General features: G+C 54.1%; 15 protein-coding genes, 1 other RNA gene and 1 pseudogene. 15 read left to right on the top strand and 2 right to left on the bottom strand.

Features of this window, described 5'->3' with window-relative positions; translation table 11 throughout:
- Positions 1–284 precede the first annotated feature (284 nt).
- The 13 genes and pseudogenes from ACYQ15_RS10210 to ACYQ15_RS10150 all read left to right on the top strand — a co-directional run bounded on the left by ACYQ15_RS10210 (position 285) and on the right by ACYQ15_RS10150 (position 11,591).
- Entirely contained in the window at positions 285–461 is a 177-nt protein-coding gene (locus tag ACYQ15_RS10210; protein ID WP_459937406.1) for a hypothetical protein, read from the top strand.
- Between the two features lie 7 nt (positions 462–468).
- On the top strand, positions 469–762 hold the full coding sequence (gene zapA, locus ACYQ15_RS10205) for a cell division protein ZapA (protein WP_459937405.1): 294 nt from the start codon (positions 469–471) through the stop codon (positions 760–762).
- A 2-nt stretch (positions 763–764) separates the two neighbouring features.
- Positions 765–947: non-coding RNA, 6S RNA (gene ssrS, locus ACYQ15_RS10200), on the top strand.
- 246 nt (positions 948–1,193) lie between these two features.
- Positions 1,194–2,753 carry a ribonuclease Y gene (gene rny, locus ACYQ15_RS10195; protein WP_459937404.1) on the top strand — a complete coding sequence of 520 codons (1,560 nt, stop codon included), beginning with the start codon at positions 1,194–1,196 and terminating at the stop codon, positions 2,751–2,753.
- A 49-nt stretch (positions 2,754–2,802) separates the two neighbouring features.
- Positions 2,803–4,026, top strand: a complete 1,224-nt coding sequence (gene tyrS / locus ACYQ15_RS10190) for a tyrosine--tRNA ligase (RefSeq protein WP_459937403.1) — start codon at positions 2,803–2,805, stop codon at positions 4,024–4,026.
- Positions 4,027–4,032: 6 nt separating this feature from the next.
- Positions 4,033–4,377, top strand: coding sequence for a DUF4160 domain-containing protein (locus ACYQ15_RS10185; protein WP_459937402.1), 345 nt, complete (start codon positions 4,033–4,035; stop codon positions 4,375–4,377).
- A gap of 10 nt (positions 4,378–4,387) precedes the next feature.
- Positions 4,388–4,501, top strand: a pseudogene (locus ACYQ15_RS10180) (DUF4160 domain-containing protein); the annotation flags it as partial.
- Positions 4,502–4,511: 10 nt separating this feature from the next.
- Positions 4,512–4,694: a DUF2442 domain-containing protein gene (locus tag ACYQ15_RS10175; RefSeq protein ID WP_459937401.1), complete on the top strand. Its 183-nt coding sequence runs from the start codon at positions 4,512–4,514 to the stop codon at positions 4,692–4,694.
- A gap of 128 nt (positions 4,695–4,822) precedes the next feature.
- A complete protein-coding gene (locus ACYQ15_RS10170; RefSeq protein ID WP_459937400.1) occupies positions 4,823–5,683 on the top strand; it encodes a 4-hydroxybenzoate octaprenyltransferase in 861 nt (286 codons plus the stop codon).
- A 58-nt stretch (positions 5,684–5,741) separates the two neighbouring features.
- Complete coding sequence (locus ACYQ15_RS10165; RefSeq protein ID WP_459937399.1) at positions 5,742–6,296, top strand: hypothetical protein; 555 nt, start codon at positions 5,742–5,744, stop codon at positions 6,294–6,296.
- A 391-nt stretch (positions 6,297–6,687) separates the two neighbouring features.
- A complete protein-coding gene (gene uvrA / locus ACYQ15_RS10160; RefSeq protein ID WP_459937398.1) occupies positions 6,688–9,444 on the top strand; it encodes an excinuclease ABC subunit UvrA in 2,757 nt (918 codons plus the stop codon).
- Between the two features lie 286 nt (positions 9,445–9,730).
- Positions 9,731–10,936 carry a hypothetical protein gene (locus tag ACYQ15_RS10155; protein WP_459937397.1) on the top strand — a complete coding sequence of 402 codons (1,206 nt, stop codon included), beginning with the start codon at positions 9,731–9,733 and terminating at the stop codon, positions 10,934–10,936.
- A 193-nt stretch (positions 10,937–11,129) separates the two neighbouring features.
- On the top strand, positions 11,130–11,591 hold the full coding sequence (locus ACYQ15_RS10150) for a hypothetical protein (protein ID WP_459937396.1): 462 nt from the start codon (positions 11,130–11,132) through the stop codon (positions 11,589–11,591).
- 151 nt (positions 11,592–11,742) lie between these two features.
- On the opposite strand, the gene ACYQ15_RS10145 is transcribed toward ACYQ15_RS10150, so the two are convergent.
- Both ACYQ15_RS10145 and ACYQ15_RS10140 read right to left on the bottom strand, forming a co-directional pair.
- On the bottom strand, positions 11,743–12,228 hold the full coding sequence (locus ACYQ15_RS10145) for a DUF2383 domain-containing protein (protein WP_459937395.1): 486 nt from the start codon (positions 12,226–12,228) through the stop codon (positions 11,743–11,745).
- A gap of 447 nt (positions 12,229–12,675) precedes the next feature.
- Complete coding sequence (locus ACYQ15_RS10140; RefSeq protein WP_459937394.1) at positions 12,676–13,128, bottom strand: hemerythrin domain-containing protein; 453 nt, start codon at positions 13,126–13,128, stop codon at positions 12,676–12,678.
- A 267-nt stretch (positions 13,129–13,395) separates the two neighbouring features.
- Between ACYQ15_RS10140 and ACYQ15_RS10135 the strand changes: the two genes are divergently transcribed.
- Both ACYQ15_RS10135 and ACYQ15_RS10130 read left to right on the top strand, forming a co-directional pair.
- A complete protein-coding gene (locus tag ACYQ15_RS10135; RefSeq protein ID WP_459937393.1) occupies positions 13,396–13,902 on the top strand; it encodes a type 1 glutamine amidotransferase domain-containing protein in 507 nt (168 codons plus the stop codon).
- 108 nt (positions 13,903–14,010) lie between these two features.
- Positions 14,011–15,999: a hypothetical protein gene (locus ACYQ15_RS10130; RefSeq protein WP_459937392.1), complete on the top strand. Its 1,989-nt coding sequence runs from the start codon at positions 14,011–14,013 to the stop codon at positions 15,997–15,999.
- Positions 16,000–16,101: the final 102 nt, after the last annotated feature.

The raw sequence follows: 16,101 nt of genomic DNA, 5'->3' as shown, positions 1-16,101 counted from the left end.
TGTTCTACGCTTTTCCTGCGGTAATAGGGGTCGGGTTCGGAACCGGTTTCGAAAGCACTGGATGCTCCAGATGGTATCGCTTAAGAGTACCGACACTGGTATTGACACTCCGGTTCCGATGCCAATAACGGCAACAGCGTTTTGCTGAAAAGATACCTTCAATGTTGGATTGCCCGATTATATTGAATAATTACATTATCGGACATCGTTCATAGGCCAAGCCGGATTCCTTTTTTCGGATAATTTTCTTGATCATTTGAGACGTTCCAGGATAAGAAAGAGTCATGGACATACTCACTCAGTTTGAAGAAAAAATTGAAAGACTGCTGGAGCGGATTCGTAATGTGGAAGCCGAAAATGTTCGACTCCAAGAAGAACTGAATGCAGAAAAAGGTCAAAAACAGGAAGTTCTGGACCGTATTGACAGCCTCTTGAAGAAAATCCAAGAAGTGTCTATATAATTTGCGCATGCCCAGTCATACCGTATCCGTCTTGGGCCTGGAACTGGCATTTAAGGCAGATGTGGATCAGGCTCAAGTTGCTGCAGCACGAAAGCTGCTTGAAGAACGGTTTGCCGTCTTGAAAACCCAGGGCAAGCACATGAGTAGAGAAAAGCTCCTGGCATTTTTGGCGCTGGGCTTAGCGGATGATTATCTCCTGACATGCAAAAAATTAGGGCAGTTGGAGACAAAGCTGGAAACATTGCTTCACCGGATCGAACGAAACGATACTGCCGGGAATATTGATAGACAATCGGAATAGTTACCACCCTGGAAGGTTCGTGATCATCGATTACTTTTTTGAGCCAATATAGATCCTTCGGGAGCCGCTTCCAACCGGATGGTGTGCAGACCCAGTTCACTCTGGGGAGCCTGAGTCCGGATAGTGGCGCCCACCTTGCCAAGCAAGGTTCAAAGAAGCTCATGACACGGCCTTTCGGGGTTTTTTCAATAAATACCAATTTTTGTTGCTTCGATATTTCTTCAAGTAAGTTCACGTATCGATTCGTCACATCCTCCAGTACTCTCCCCGGCCGAAATCAATTCCGATCCGGCGTTTTTATGCTCCCTGATGAATATACACCGTGCTGAAGCGCATGGGGGTGATTTTCGTCCTCGATGATTGGTGGGGATTGCGCTTGTGCGGCCCATTCCTGTGATGGGTGACATGATTTTGGTTAAGGGGAGAATCCCATGACAATATGGTCGGTATTGGTATTCCTTTTGGGGGTAGCGGTCGGAGGTGGGCTCGTGCATCTGGGCCAACGACACATCTCCGGAACGAAACTCAAAGAATCTGAACAACTGGCGAGCAAGATCCTTGAAGAAGCCCGCAAGGAAGCTCAGGTCCAAAAAAAAGAGTATCTGCTGCAAGCCCAGGATGAAATTTTTCGTCGGAAGAAAGAGCAGGAACAGGATTATCGTGACCGGGAACATGAATTGAAAAAGCAGGAATCCCGGCTTCTGGAAAAGGAAGAACGGCTGGAACACAAGCTGGAAAAAATTTCACAGAAGGAAAGTGACATCGTCCATCTCGAAAAGAATCTCATTCAACGCGAGCGGGATTTTGCCATTCAGGAAGAACGACTGGTCGAACTGACTGAAACGCAGCAAAAGCGGTTGCAGGAAATTTCCGGTCTGACCGTGGAAGAAGCCAAGAAACGGCTGATGGAAGAAATTGAAAGTCAGGCCCGCCATGAGTCGGCCAAGACCATTCGGCAGATTGAAAGTGAAACCCGGGAGACAGCGGACAGAAAAGCCAAGGAGATTCTCGCCACCGCCATTCAGCGTTACGCGGGGGATTTCGTGGCCGAGCAGACCGTCTCCTCTGTAGCCTTGCCCAGCGACGACATGAAGGGGCGGATCATCGGCCGTGAAGGCCGCAATATCAGGGCCCTGGAAGCCGCTACCGGCGTGGACCTGATCATTGACGACACGCCGGAGACGGTGATTCTCTCGGCCTATAGCCCCTTGCGCCGGGAGATCGCCAAGCAGTCCCTGGAGCGATTGATCAGCGACGGGAGAATCCATCCGGCCCGGATAGAGGACATCGTCAAGAAGGTCGAGCAGGAATTGGACGTCAAGCTCCGGGAATGGGGCGAACAGGCCACCTTTGACGTGGGAGTGCATGGCATCCATCCTGAGATCATCCGCCTGCTCGGACAGCTTCGCTACCGGACCAGTTTTTCCCAGAACGTCCTGCAGCACTCCCTGGAAGTCGCATTTGTCTGCGGGATTATGGCCGCTGAGCTGAATCTGGACGTCAAGAAGGCCAAGCGCGCCGGGTTGTTGCATGACATCGGCAAGGCCGTGGACCACGAAGTCGAAGGCCCTCATGCCACCATTGGCGCGGACTTGGCCAAGAAGCACGGCGAGGGGAAGGATATCGTGCATGCCATTGCCGCGCACCATGAGGAAGTTCCTCCCAAAAGCATTCTTGCCGTCCTGGTTCAGGCCGCGGACAGCCTGTCCGGAGCACGGCCCGGAGCACGCAAGGAACTGCTGGAAAACTATGTGAAGCGTCTGGAGGATCTGGAAGGCATGGCCACGGACATGGAAGGCGTGTCCAAGGCATTCGCCATTCAGGCTGGACGTGAGTTGCGCGTGGTTGTCGAATCGGACCTGGTGGACGACGACAAGACGTTTTTGCTTTGCAACGACCTGACCAAGAAGATTGAGCAGAACCTGACCTATCCCGGACAGATTCGCGTCACCGTGATCCGGGAGCGAAGAGCCGTGGGATACGCCAAGTAGAGGCAGTCGTGTGTCTACTCCTTTTTTCGGACAACAAAAAGGCGATGTAATGAATTCCAAAGAGCAAAACCCGGTCAGGGTTGTAACCGAACCCGAATTGGAGCAGATCCAGCGCGGCACCGTTGAGATCATTGACCTGGAAGAGCTGAAGACGAAGATTGCTCGCGGCAGACCGTTGCGCGTCAAGGCCGGATTTGATCCCACCGCGCCGGACATCCATCTCGGGCATACGGTCTTGATCCAGAAACTGAAGCACTTTCAGGAACAAGGCCATGACGTGATTTTTTTGATCGGTGATTTCACGGGCATGATCGGTGATCCCTCCGGAAAATCCGAAACCCGAAAGACCCTGACCCGGGAAGCCGTTCTGGCCAATGCCGAGACCTACAAGCGACAGGTGTTCAAGATTCTCGACCCCGAGAAGACCACGGTAGCCTTCAATTCCCACTGGATGGACTCCTTCAGTTCCGCGGACTTTGTCCGTTTGTGTTCGCACTACACCGTGGCCCGGATGTTGGAGCGGGAGGATTTCTCGAACCGTTACGCATCCGGCAAACCCATTGCGGTCCATGAATTTCTGTATCCCTTGGTTCAGGGCTATGATTCCGTGGCCTTGCGCGCGGATGTGGAGATGGGCGGAACGGACCAGAAATTCAACCTGCTCATGGGCCGCACCCTGCAGCGCAACTATGCTCAGGAGCCCCAGGTGATCCTGACCGTGCCGATTCTCGAGGGCCTTGACGGCGTGCAGAAGATGAGCAAGTCCCTGGGGAACTATATCGGGATTGAAGAACCGCCCGGCGACATGTTCGGCAAGCTGATGTCCGTTTCGGACCAGTTGATGTGGCGGTATTATGAGCTGCTGTCGGACTTGTCCCTGGATCGCATTTCCGCCCTGCGCGAAGATGTGGAACAGGGCCGGCTGCATCCCAAGCAGGCCAAGGTCGGCCTGGCCCTGGAACTGACGACCCGCTTTCACGGCGCACAGCAGGCCCGGGAAGCCCAGGAAGGTTTCGAGCGGGTTTTCGCCAAAAAGGAAAACCCGGACGACATGGACCTATTCCATGCGGCCGGCGGTCCGGAAAGTCGGCTCCTGGCAATCATGGACGCCGCCGGCCTCTGCCCGTCCCGGGCCGAGGCCAAACGCCTCTGCCGCCAGGGGGCCTGCACCGTCAACGGCGAAAAGATCCACGACCCGGAGCAGGTGCTGGAAGCAGGGGAGCATGTGCTGAAGGTAGGGAAGAAGCGTTTCTTACGGGTTATCGTTCAGTGACGGGGTATGGCTATGCCTGGAGTCGCTCGTTTTTATGGAATCATTATAGCGATGTTTCATAATGAGCATAATCCACCTCATTTTCACGCTCGTTCTGGTGAATACAAAATTGTGTTGGATATTCATACTTTACAGGTTTTTGATGGTAAACTTCGTAACTGCTCAAAAACTTGTGGCATTCAACGGGATAAACCCTGGGAGCGCCGCACCCCAGTGCGGCAACGGTGTAACGCACTCAGGGCAAAGTTTCGGCTGGAGCATGGCCCCAGTAGCTTGGTCACGAAACTCCGCGTTGATGGGTATACCTGCACAAGGGAACTTCATCGACCGGAGTTTTTGAGCAGTTACTAAACTTCCTTCTCGTGCATTAGGGATGGTCATTGAGTGGGCTTCTCAGCATCAGGAAGAACTGATGAAAAATTGGGAACTTGCCGTTCAGAATAGGGAACTTCAAAGAATTGCACCCTTAGCCTAGGAGTGTTTCCATGAGCAAGGATGTTATTTCCGCTGTATATAGGGGAAACTATCGTATTGAGCTTGCCTTTGAAGATGGAAAGTCAGGTGTTGTTGATTTTCTTCCTTACCTCGATCAGCAGGGTGTTTTTGAGCGATTCAGGATGAGGAATTTTTCAAGGATTTTTATGTTAATCATGAGATTGGTGTTGTAAGCTGGCGAAATATCATTGAAATTACTCCTGAGGTCTTGTACTCAAAAGCTACGGGCAAACCATTGCCTGCCTGGATGAAACCATAGCCTGCCTATGAACAAACCTGAATTGTCAGCCGAAAGAACTCCATGACGGATCTCCTCCAACGGACTCGTCTTGTCCTGAACATGGTCAAGATCGAGCACTCGATTTTTGCCCTGCCCTTCGCCTATACCGGTGCCTTTCTGGCTGCCGGGGGATGGCCGGGGTGGCGGGTTTTTCTGTTGCTGACCTTGGCCATGGTCATGATCCGGTCCTTTGCCATGGCCATGAATCGGATTCTTGATCTGCGGTTTGATCGTTTGAATCCGCGGACCCAGGCGCGTCCCTTGGTGACCGGGGAACTGAGCGTCCGCTTCACCGCGGTTTTCTGCCTGGTCACGGCGATGCTGTTCGTGCTTGCCTGTGCCGGCCTGAACACCTTGTGCCTGATCTTGTCCGGACCGGCCCTGGTCTGGTCCGCGGCCTACAGCCTGACCAAACGATTCACTTGGCTCTGCCATTATTTTCTGGGCTCCGTCCTTGGTTTGGCGCCCATCGCCGGGTGGATCGCCTTTGATCCCCAGTTCACCTTGCCGGCATTCCTTCTGTTCTTCGGCGTCCTGTTCTGGGTGGCAGGGTTCGACATCCTGTACGCGGCCCAGGATGCCGACTTCGACAAATCACATGCCTTGCACTCCGTACCGGCCGCCTTCGGATTGGAGACTGCCTTTATTCTTTCCAGATTCAGCCATGTCCAGGCAGCCTTGTTTTTTCTCCTGGCCGGGTTTGCGGCATCCCTGGGATGGATTTATTTCCTGGCCTGGGCCGTGGTTGGCGCGGTGCTTTACATGGAACACCGTATTGTTTCGCCCGGGGACCTGAGTCGCTTGAACATGTCGTTTTTCACCCTCAACGGTGCTGTTGCCGCCTTGCTGTTCGTCGGCGTTGTACTGGATCTGGCGTTTTGAATCGGTTCCCGGCGAGCCGAAAATTCCCCATACTATTGACTGGAAAAAGGAGAACTCCATGAACATCAATGCACAGGACTGCATTCTGTACAGCGGCGGGGCCACGGGGGCCGAGACGGAATTCGGAGCGCTGGCTGAGAAGTACGGCGTTGCCGAAGTCAACTTCACTTTTGAAGGGCATCAGATCGCACGAACCCGGGGCATTCGGGTCCTGACCCAGGAGGAACTGAGCCGCGGGGACGTGAGCATGACGTATGTATCCCGTCTGCTGAACAGAACCTATTCCAATGCGCCGATCATGCGCAAAGTGCTCCAGACCATCTGGTACCAGGTCAACAATGGCATGGAGATCTATGTCGTCGGCACGATCCAGGACGACAACACCGTCAAGGGCGGCACGGGCTGGGGAGCTGAATTCGCGAAGATCTGCAACAAGCCGCTGTTTGTCTACGATCAGGCCAAGAATGGCTGGTTCCGTTGGGAGCAGGCGGAATGGAAACCCCAGGACGCACCTGTCATCGGCCACACGCACTTTACCGGAACCGGAACCCGATTTCTGGAAGAAAACGGCAAGAAAGCCATCGCGGACTTGTTTGTCCGTTCATTTGTTTAACAGCTTTGGGACTGTTTAATAAGTTTTGAACTCGAATACCGAGAAAAAAATTGGATTCCGACTTTCGTCGGAATGACTCATAAATAGTTGTGCATTGCCATTAAAGTCATACCGGCGAAAGCCGGTATCCAGGAGAGGCTGACCAGAGCATCGAGAAATTACTAGCTTTTGAAGTACTGCTGAAAAAAGGCTGGGCATTTCCAAAAAGCTCCGTAGCGACTGGATTTCCGCCTTCGCCGGAATGACTTATACTTGGTGATTCACCAAGCTTGTTATGCCTGCGATAGTCATACTTGCCATAGGCTTTTGAGCAATTATATGCTTTGCCTTCAAGTATGCTTCAATCACAATATCACTCCAAGGCCCCTCACCGGGCCTTTTTCTTTTCATTATGGCCGAAACAGTAATTCACATTGAAGGCGCCCGGCATCACAACCTGAAGGACCTTTCCCTGGATATTCCCAGGGACAAGCTGGTTGTGGTCTGCGGGCCTTCCGGGTCGGGCAAGTCCACTCTGGCCTTTGATATTATTTATGCCGAGGGGCAGCGGCGCTATGTGGAATCCTTGTCCGCCTACGCCCGCCAGTTCCTGCCCCAACTGGACAAGCCCCAGGTGGACAAGATCGAGGGGTTGTCCCCGGCCATCTCCCTGGAACAGCAGACATTGACCCGCAATCCTCGTTCCACCGTGGGCACGGTGACCGAGGTCTACGACTATCTGCGGGTCTTCTACGCCCGTCTGGGCAGGATGAGCTGTCCCAAATGCGGACAGGCCATTGAGGCCCGGAGTCAGGATGAAATCATCGATTCCGTGTTGTCGCTGCCGGACAAGACGCGGTTTCTGCTCCTGGCGCCCCTGGTGGAAAACCAGAAGGGTACGCAGCAGGATTTGATGCGCAAGCTGAAGGCCCAGGGCTTTGTCCGGGTTCGGGTGGATGGCGAGGTGACGCCCCTGGATCCGCTGCCGGAGATCACCAAAAACCAGCGACACACTCTGGAACTTGTCGTGGACCGACTGGTTGCCGGGCCGGATATCCGCAACAGGTTGGCGGATTCCCTGGAATTGGCCCTCAAGCACGGCAAAGGACGGATTTCCATCCAGATCGTGGGTGGTCAGGAAATGGTCTTCAGCACCACCTCGGTCTGCACGCAGTGCGACATCAGTTTGCCGCCGCTCACGCCCCAGCTGTTTTCCTTCAACAGTCCTCAAGGCGCTTGCCCGACCTGTTCCGGAATCGGCAGCGTGGAGTATTTCGAACCTGATCTGCTGGCGCCGAACAAGGGCTTGAGTCTGCGTCAGGGCGGCGTCATCCCCTGGCGCAAACCCGCGGCCTTGGCGCGGTACGAGCAAAGCTTGCAGCAGCTGGGCGAACGGCTTGGATTCACCTTGGATACGCCTTTGGCCGAATTGTCGGCGCAGGCATGGGATGCCCTGTTTCAAGGGGATGTGCTGGTCGCATGGGAAGGCGTCGTGCCGCTCCTGGACCGGGGACACCAGGTTCTCGGTCCGGTATGGCGAGACGAGTTGTCCCGTTTCCGTCAAAATCGTCCCTGCCCCACTTGCTCTGGGGCACGATTGAAGCCCGAGGCGCTTGCTGCCCGGGTCGGCAATCTGAACATATTCGAATTCTGCAGCATGCCGGTGGTCAGGGCGCTGGAGTGGCTTCGTGAACAGAGTTTTGCCGGACAGCAGGAATTCATCGCCGGCCCGCTGCTCAAGGAATTGACCCACCGCCTGGATTTCCTGGTCCGGGTCGGCCTGGATTATTTGAGCCTGGCCCGGACCATGTCGACATTGTCCGGCGGTGAAGCCCAGCGCATCCGGCTGGCCGGACAATTGGGATCGGGGCTGGTGGGGGTGACCTATGTTCTGGATGAGCCGAGCATCGGCCTGCACCCCCGCGACAATGCCCGACTGCTGGCCTCGTTGCGGGATCTGCAGACCCGGGGCAATACCGTGTTGGTCGTGGAACACGACGAGGCCACCATCCGGGCCGCGGATCATGTCCTGGAGCTGGGACCGGGCTCCGGCGCGCTGGGCGGGCATCTTGTTTTTGGCGGGAATGTGCAAGGGTTGCTCGGTCATCAGGATTCCCTGACCGGCAAGTATCTGCGGGGCGATCTGGTGATTCACCCTCCGGAAAAGCGACGGCCGGCCGGAAACAGGCTCGTGCTGCGCGGTGTGCGCACCAATAATCTCCGGAATCTGGATTGCACCATCCCTTTGAAAAGCCTGGTCTGCGTGACCGGAGTGTCCGGTTCCGGCAAGAGTTCCCTGGTCGTGGATTCATTGTACAAGCACATTGCTCTGGCCCAGGGCATCAAGGTGGACTCGCCGGGGAAGATCAACGGCATTGAAGGGCTGGAGCAGGTGGAAAAGATCATTGCCATCGACCAGACGCCCATCGGTCGAACTCCCCGTTCCAATCCGGCCACATACACCAAGGTGTTCGACGAGATCCGCAAGATTTTCGCCACGACCGTCGATTCCCGCAAACGCGGCTACTCGCCGGGACGTTTCAGCTTCAACGTATCCGGCGGTCGGTGCGAGGCCTGCCAGGGCGACGGCCAGATTCGCGTGGAGATGCATTTCCTGCCGGACGTGTTCGTGACCTGCGAAGTCTGCAACGGGAAACGCTACAACAGGGAAACCCTGGGCATCGAGTACAAGGGACTGAACATCGCCCAGGTTCTGGATCTGACCGTGGCCGAGGCGCGGCAATTCTTCACCAACTATACGGCCCTTGAGCGCCGTCTGGAAGTGCTTCAGGAAGTGGGTCTGGAATACCTGCGCCTGGGGCAGCCGGCCACCACCTTGTCCGGCGGCGAGGCGCAGCGGATCAAGATTTCCCGCGAGCTGGGCAAACGCAGTCTGCCCGGCGCCTTGTACATCCTGGACGAACCCACCACCGGACTGCACATGCATGAAACCGGCAAGCTGATCCAGGTGCTGCAGAAACTGGTGGACAAAGGCGCTTCCGTGGTGGTTATCGAACATAACCTGGATGTCGTGCGGGCCGCGGACTACGTCATAGATTTAGGTCCCGGCGGCGGCGAAGCCGGAGGCCAAATCGTGGCCATGGGCACCCCGGAAGAGATCCAGGCGAATCCGGAATCCGCGACCGGCAGGTTTTTGCGAGAACCGTAAGAATATCGACCATCATCACGAGACACAAAATCCACCATCCCGTACATCGGGAAGGTGGATTTTTTTATGCCCTCTTCTGCAAGGACACCAGAACCCGTCCCTGGAGCATGAATGCATTTCTATTCGCGCCAAGTAGAAACAAAATACGGAAAAGACTGTTTCCACGTACGTAGCCCACGCAAGCTGGATAGGGAGTTCAACGGATGTATGGCGGACCTTCGTTGAGTGACACTTACATTCTGTCTTAACCATCTAATGTGGGCAATCCCGAATATGGAGGTTTGTCATGAGCTTCAACCCTTTACAGGAAAAAGGAATTCCTCTCGAGAAGCAACTCAGGAATTGGTCCGAACTGAATGTGAAACCCTATGACAAGCAGAGCGTCCATCCCTACAGTCGGACCAGGGGCATATTCATGAATGGAATCGAGGTGGAAGGCATTATTTTCAGCCATCAATTTTCACGACACTCCCCGGACATGGCCACAAACCAGATGTTGGCCATGACCAGGCGAGTGGAACAACAGCAGCAAAAGGCCATCAACTGGCTGATTCCCGGTAATGAAAGCGTCCTGGAAGTGACCATCGGATATGAGCAGGTTGCCGTGGATCTGACGGCGTTTCTGGCCCGTACCGAGCCCGATCCGTATGTCAAGGCAGCCCTGGATTTCGCCTTGCTGGAGGATTTCGATCATCTGTATCGATACGCGAATCTTCTGAATATGGTGCAGGGCAAGGCTGCGGAGGAAATAACCGGAAAATACACCGAGATAACGGTCGGGCGACCCACCATGCTGGAGCATCGCCATCCCGGCGATGATGTGCGCAAGCACTACGATTCCAAAACAGCGGATCCGTTGACCAAGCTGCATGTGCTGACAATTACCGCCGCGGAGCAGCAGACCATGAATTTCTACATGAACGTAGGGAATCGGCCGGAAGAGATGCTGGGCCGCGGTCTCTATCTGGAAATCGCCCAGATCGAGGAGCAGCATGTGACCCATTACGCATCCCTGGCTGATCCCCGAGAAAGCTGGTTCGAGAAGCTGGTGATGCATGAATACAACGAATGCTGGCTCTATTATTCCATGATGGAGCAGGAACCTGATCCTCAGGTCAAGAAGATATGGGAGTTGCACTTGGCCATGGAAATCGAGCATCTCCGGCTTGCCAGCGAGCTGATGAAGAAAATGATGCGCATGGACCCGGAATCCATGCTTCCGAAGCAGCTGCCGGCCCCGCTGCTCTTCGAGTCGAATGTCGACTATGTCCGCCACATTCTTGCGGAGCAGGCTGATTTCAATGCGCAGGGAACGGAATTCGTTCCCGGCGATCAGGTTCCAAAGAACTCGAATTATCATATGTACCAGGAAATCGTGAATGCGGGAGGCGTGCCCAGCGAGGATGTGATTGCGAAGCATGTTCGGGACAAGGGCAAGGATTACCGGCAAGAACTGAAGGGGCCTCATCCCGTGGAGCGATTTCGCGCTTGAAAAGCATCTGGTAACTACTCAGCTTCAGAGAGAAGAGGTTAGTTTCTCGCGGGAATGACTTTGTTTTTCATGCCGTCTCCGGGTCAGTCATGCCCGCGAAGGCGGGTATCCAGTCCGCATTTTACTCGGATCAGCTGAGTAGTTACAGCATCTGAACATAAACCCATAAAATTATCATATAAGGAGGTTGCCCATGCTGCCGAAATCCGCAACTCGCGTCGCCGAACATACACCGGAATACGTCAATCAACAGATTCGTGAACAGACGGTGGAAAACATCAGGCAATGCGTCATCAATGGTCCTTTGTCCATTGATCAACGCCTGGAAGAATTGGATGAGGAATGGGATATCGAAAGGACTCTTCAGGCCAACGCGTCAACGTTGATTCTGATGGGAATGGGGCTGGGAGCCCTGTCAGGCCGGAAATGGTTTGCTCTGCCGGTCATGGTGTCCGGATTCCTGCTGCAACATGCCTTGCAGGGCTGGTGCCCGCCCTTGTCGGTTTTTCGGCGGATGGGAGTCCGGACAAAGGGAGAGATCGATGTCGAAAGGTATGCGCTCAAGGCGCTACGAGGTGATTTTCAGGAATTTTGCGAAAAAATTGAACGGGGCAAGGAAGATTCTCGTGAAGCGATCATCACGGCGAGTCGTTGATAAGAACATTAACATCTTAATATTGCGTCAATAATTATTGTCGCAAACAGAGCCTGTTGATAATCAACAGGCTCTGCTTCAAAAGCAAGTTAAACCGCTCAGCAGGGCCAGACTTGGCTACTCCCAAGCATCATTGAACATGCGCCATACATCATGGATTCACAGTGGATGTCGCGGAGCTGTCTTCCAGGCCTTCCCAGGTCCGTTTATCAAGCGTCCTTTCGATGTAATCCAGATGAATGCGTTCATCGTTGAAGCCTTTTGTCACGATAGCCTTGGCCGAATCCGGCAGGGACCAGGTCATGGCTTCATCATAATTTTTGTTGGTAAGCTTCTCGTTGGTCTTCATGGCTTTCAGGGCGCCTTCCGTGCCGCCGATACTGCTTCTCATCGCGGTAAAACCCGAGATCAATTGACCCTTGAAATCAGGAGCATCTTCCGGAGGCGTGCCACCCAAGGCTCGTATTTCCGAAGTGAGTTCTTCGATATGCCGTTTATGGTCGTCCCGGAATTTGCTCAATTGATCATGGATCGCCGGAACCTCAATGTTTTTGAGAGCCTGTTCATATGCATGAACCGCGTCAATATCCAATTGCACGAGATGATTTAAATTTTTAATTGCTTGATCCTTGTCCATTTTTCAGCTCCCTTTGTTGAGATGTTTACGAATTCGAAACTGTTCAGCTCATCAGCATGAAGTACGGAACAGGTCTCCGCAGAAAAAGTTACGTAACTGCTCAGTAACTATTCAGTTCATCCGGAGGGTGGTCATTCACCAGCACTGGATTCCGGCTTTCGCCGGAATGACTTATCATGGCAAGCTGCATCTATACAGTCATACCGGCGAACGCCGGTATCCAGATCTTTTTCGCGGATTTGCTGAATAGACACTGCTCAAAACTAGTGACAATCAACGGGATACATCCTGGGAGCGCCGCACCCCAGTGCGGCAACGGTGTAACGCACTCAGGGCAAAGTTCCGGCTGGCGCATAGCCCCCTGTAGCTTGCACGAGATACTCCGCGTCGATGGGTACCTTGCACAGGGAACTTCATCGCCCGATATTTTATTGAGCAATTAAAAAGTTACGACTTTTTCTCATGCTCCTTTTTCTCTTCAAAAAAACCGGTCATCGCCTTATCCAATTCTTCAGTTTCGAGCATTTCTTGCGCTGCATCGAATACATTGTCCTCTTCTTCCTGGATGTGGTGCCTCACAAGTTCCGCGAAAACAGCAAATTTCGCATCCCAGTTCTCCGCGCTCGTGGGAAGCTGATCCAATTCCTTGAGCAGCGTTTCCGCGGCGTGATGCTCTTCCATGGCCTCCAACCCCACCTGTTTGCCGGCTTTTTTGTTGAGCAGTAGAGGATAGAAATGTTTTTCCTCGCCCTTCATGTGCGGGATCAGTTCCCGTTTCAGCTTCTTGAACAGATCTTCTTTTGTCTTGACGGCCCTTGCCGACTTGTTTTCGATTTTATGCAGCAATTCTTTGACATCCAGATGCTCTTTCTCAATTGTCTGCAACAATTCATGTGGCATCGTAGGTCTCCTTGATGATTTTTGACGAGTTTCAGTTGATTATGGACAGTTTAAATCAGATATACTGATTGCAAATACTGGTAATCACGTAATCCACGGGATGGGTTCTGGTAGAATTTTCAGGGAAAACGAGATTGGCCAAAAGAAACTACCGTATTTTTTTGTTTGTGCTGGGTAATCCGCTTTATTGGGAGCACACGAGTATCGGGTTTATGATTGTTTCATGATCATGAACAATTTCAAAATTTATAACCGGGGGTTATGACGATGAAAATTGCTGCTATCTTGACGGATTATTTCGAGGATGTGGAGTATTCGGAGCCTGTGAAAGCGTTCCGGGAAAAGGGGCATGAAGTCGTCAACGTGGGGCTTGAGGCAGGCAAGACGGTCAAAGGGAAATCAAAACAGATGCCAGTGGAAATCGACAAGGCAGTTGTCGATGTCAGTCCGGATGACTTTGATGCGCTCTTGATACCCGGCGGTTTCTCGCCGGACTTGTTGCGAGCTCATGAGGCTCCTGTGGATTTTGTCAGGATGTTCATGCATTCGGGCAAGCCGGTTTTCTCGATATGCCACGGCCCGCAGCTGCTGATCACGGCGGATGTCCTGCAAGGACGTCAGGTCACCGGCTACAAGTCCATAGTCCAGGACATCAAGAATGCCGGGGCAAAGTACCAGGACAGCGAGGTGGTAGTGGACGGCAACCTGGTCTCCAGCCGGAATCCGGATGACATACCGGCGTTCATCCGGGAATCTGTTCGGCTCCTTGAATGAGGTTCGATGATGTTTGACGCAGGCCGGGTGGGTTGAGCTCTCACGGCTCACTCGGTTTTTCCAGAGGTACCTTGCGGGTTATCAGTAGTTCAGTTCGAGGAGTCGCTTATGGCTGAAACAGAAAGAAAACGGCGTGGCAGGGCGTTTCGGTGGACCAGAAACGCGGTCGTTGTTCTGGTTTTGTTGTTGATGGTTTCGCTGCTGATTCGATTCGAGTATGCCTACATGCCGCCAATGGAAAAGGTATTGAATCCCGAACGGATCAACACGGATATTGCCTATGACTACTGGGGTCGTTCCGTGACAAGGCAAGAGGCGGATGAACTGCTGAATACCGCTGAAGGGGCAAGGTTGCTGACAGCCGCGCACGGGGCTGTGGAGATCGACCCTGAGTTTCTCCAGCTGGGAAGGGAAACCTTCTACAAGGAGACCTTTGGGAATGAAATTTTCTCCACCGACGTGATCGGCTTCATGGACGGACCGTTGACCATGTGGTCATTCATCCGGGCCATCATTGCCAATCGGGGTCAAGGTACCGACAACCTGCAGGTCCGCGTCGCCCGAGACGCCATTATCGGGGGGCGTGAGTATTCCCGTGGGGATATGGTGAACACCGGGCTGGACATCGTCCCCGGAAGTCTGAGCGTCCTGGGAATGAAGGTACGCTATTCCCACGGCAGGATTCGAGCGGGCATCACCTGCGCCGCATGCCACAGCGCCGTGGACATGGAGAGCGGAAAAGTGGTGGAAGGCGCGCCCAACCTGAACCTGAACATCGGCAAGCTGATCGCCTTTGCGCCGAATTCGGCGGGAATTTTCGCCAATGCGGAGATTGGATCTCTTGATGATCTCGTCAGCGATGCAAGCCGCACGGTCACGACCTCCGACGGACGCACGGTTGCGCTGCCCGATCCTGAACTGCTGGAAGATGCCGTGGACAGGATCTTCATGAGCTGGCCACCGGGCTCCTTCGATTCCACCATCGATCTGGTGGCCAACCCGTCCCAGATCCCGGATTCCTTCACCTGGCAGGACCATCCTTACGGGTGGACCGGGTTCGCCGCAGCCGGTCCCTTCATGGGGTTGTCGGTGCTGAACAACAACGTCCACGCGCTGAATTCCGACGGGATTTCGCAAGCCGAGGCCTCGATGGATCTTTTCGGTTTCGACAAGGAACTGACCTATGCCATGGTACTCCAGAATTCCTCCCGCGGACGGTATCGCTGGGATCCGGAAAGTGGAGATTTGCCTTCCGAATTCTTCCAGCGCATCAATCCGACCCCGCCGACCATGGGTTTCAATGAAATGATCCATACGCCCTCCTTTCCCAAAGGATCGCTGATTTCTCCGGATGGACTCTTCATCAGCAAGAACGGCTCCCTGGTCTGGTTCGAGAACAACGCCATGTCCGCGTTCCAGAACACCCTGGCGCCGCCGCCTCCACCCATCGAGCGAGTGGAGGCGTTGCGGATCCAGGGCCGGGACGTTTTCCAGGCAGCGGGATGCGGCGGCTGCCACAGCGGTCCGGCATACACCAACAACAGGATTCTTCCGGCCCGTGAAGTCGGGGCCAGCCCTTCAAGAGCCCGGGCCAACGCCAACAACTGGGATGCCATGATCTTTCCCCCCACGACCTGGTCCTGGGACACCCCTGTACCCGTGCCCCTCAATGCGCGAATGATCGAAGTGCCTCTGGATCGTCTGGACATGGACGAGGTGCGCATGGCCTACGCCCAGGACGAGAGGGGAGAAGGCGGGTTCAAGGTAAAAGGGCTGATGGGGCTCTGGTGGTCGCCCCCGTATCTGCATGACGGGAGCATCGCCGTGGGACGGGATGCGCAGACGCAGATCGGCATTCCTGGAACATTCCACGCCGGAATCAGGCCTGATCCCGTGAACAGCCTGCGGGCCCTGGTGGACAGGGAACTGCGTCGGCGGTTGATCAAGGTCACGGCGGACTCGGAAGAGCTTCGAATGACTAAGGTCACCGGAACCGGCCATGGTCACTGGGTTGATGAAGAGGCCGGATATACACGGCAGGAGCAGGACGCCCTGATTCATTATCTGCTGACGCTTGAATTTCAGGAGGATCGGTAACTATCAGGGATGTTTAAAGAAGTTATCCGTAGATTACGCAGCCGCGTAATACGCGGATAGAAAAAAAGTTGATAACTACTCAGCTTCAGAGCTGGAAAGGTT

The organism is Desulfonatronum parangueonense, assembly GCF_054656975.1.
This window is presented reverse-complemented; position numbering and strand designations above follow the sequence as displayed.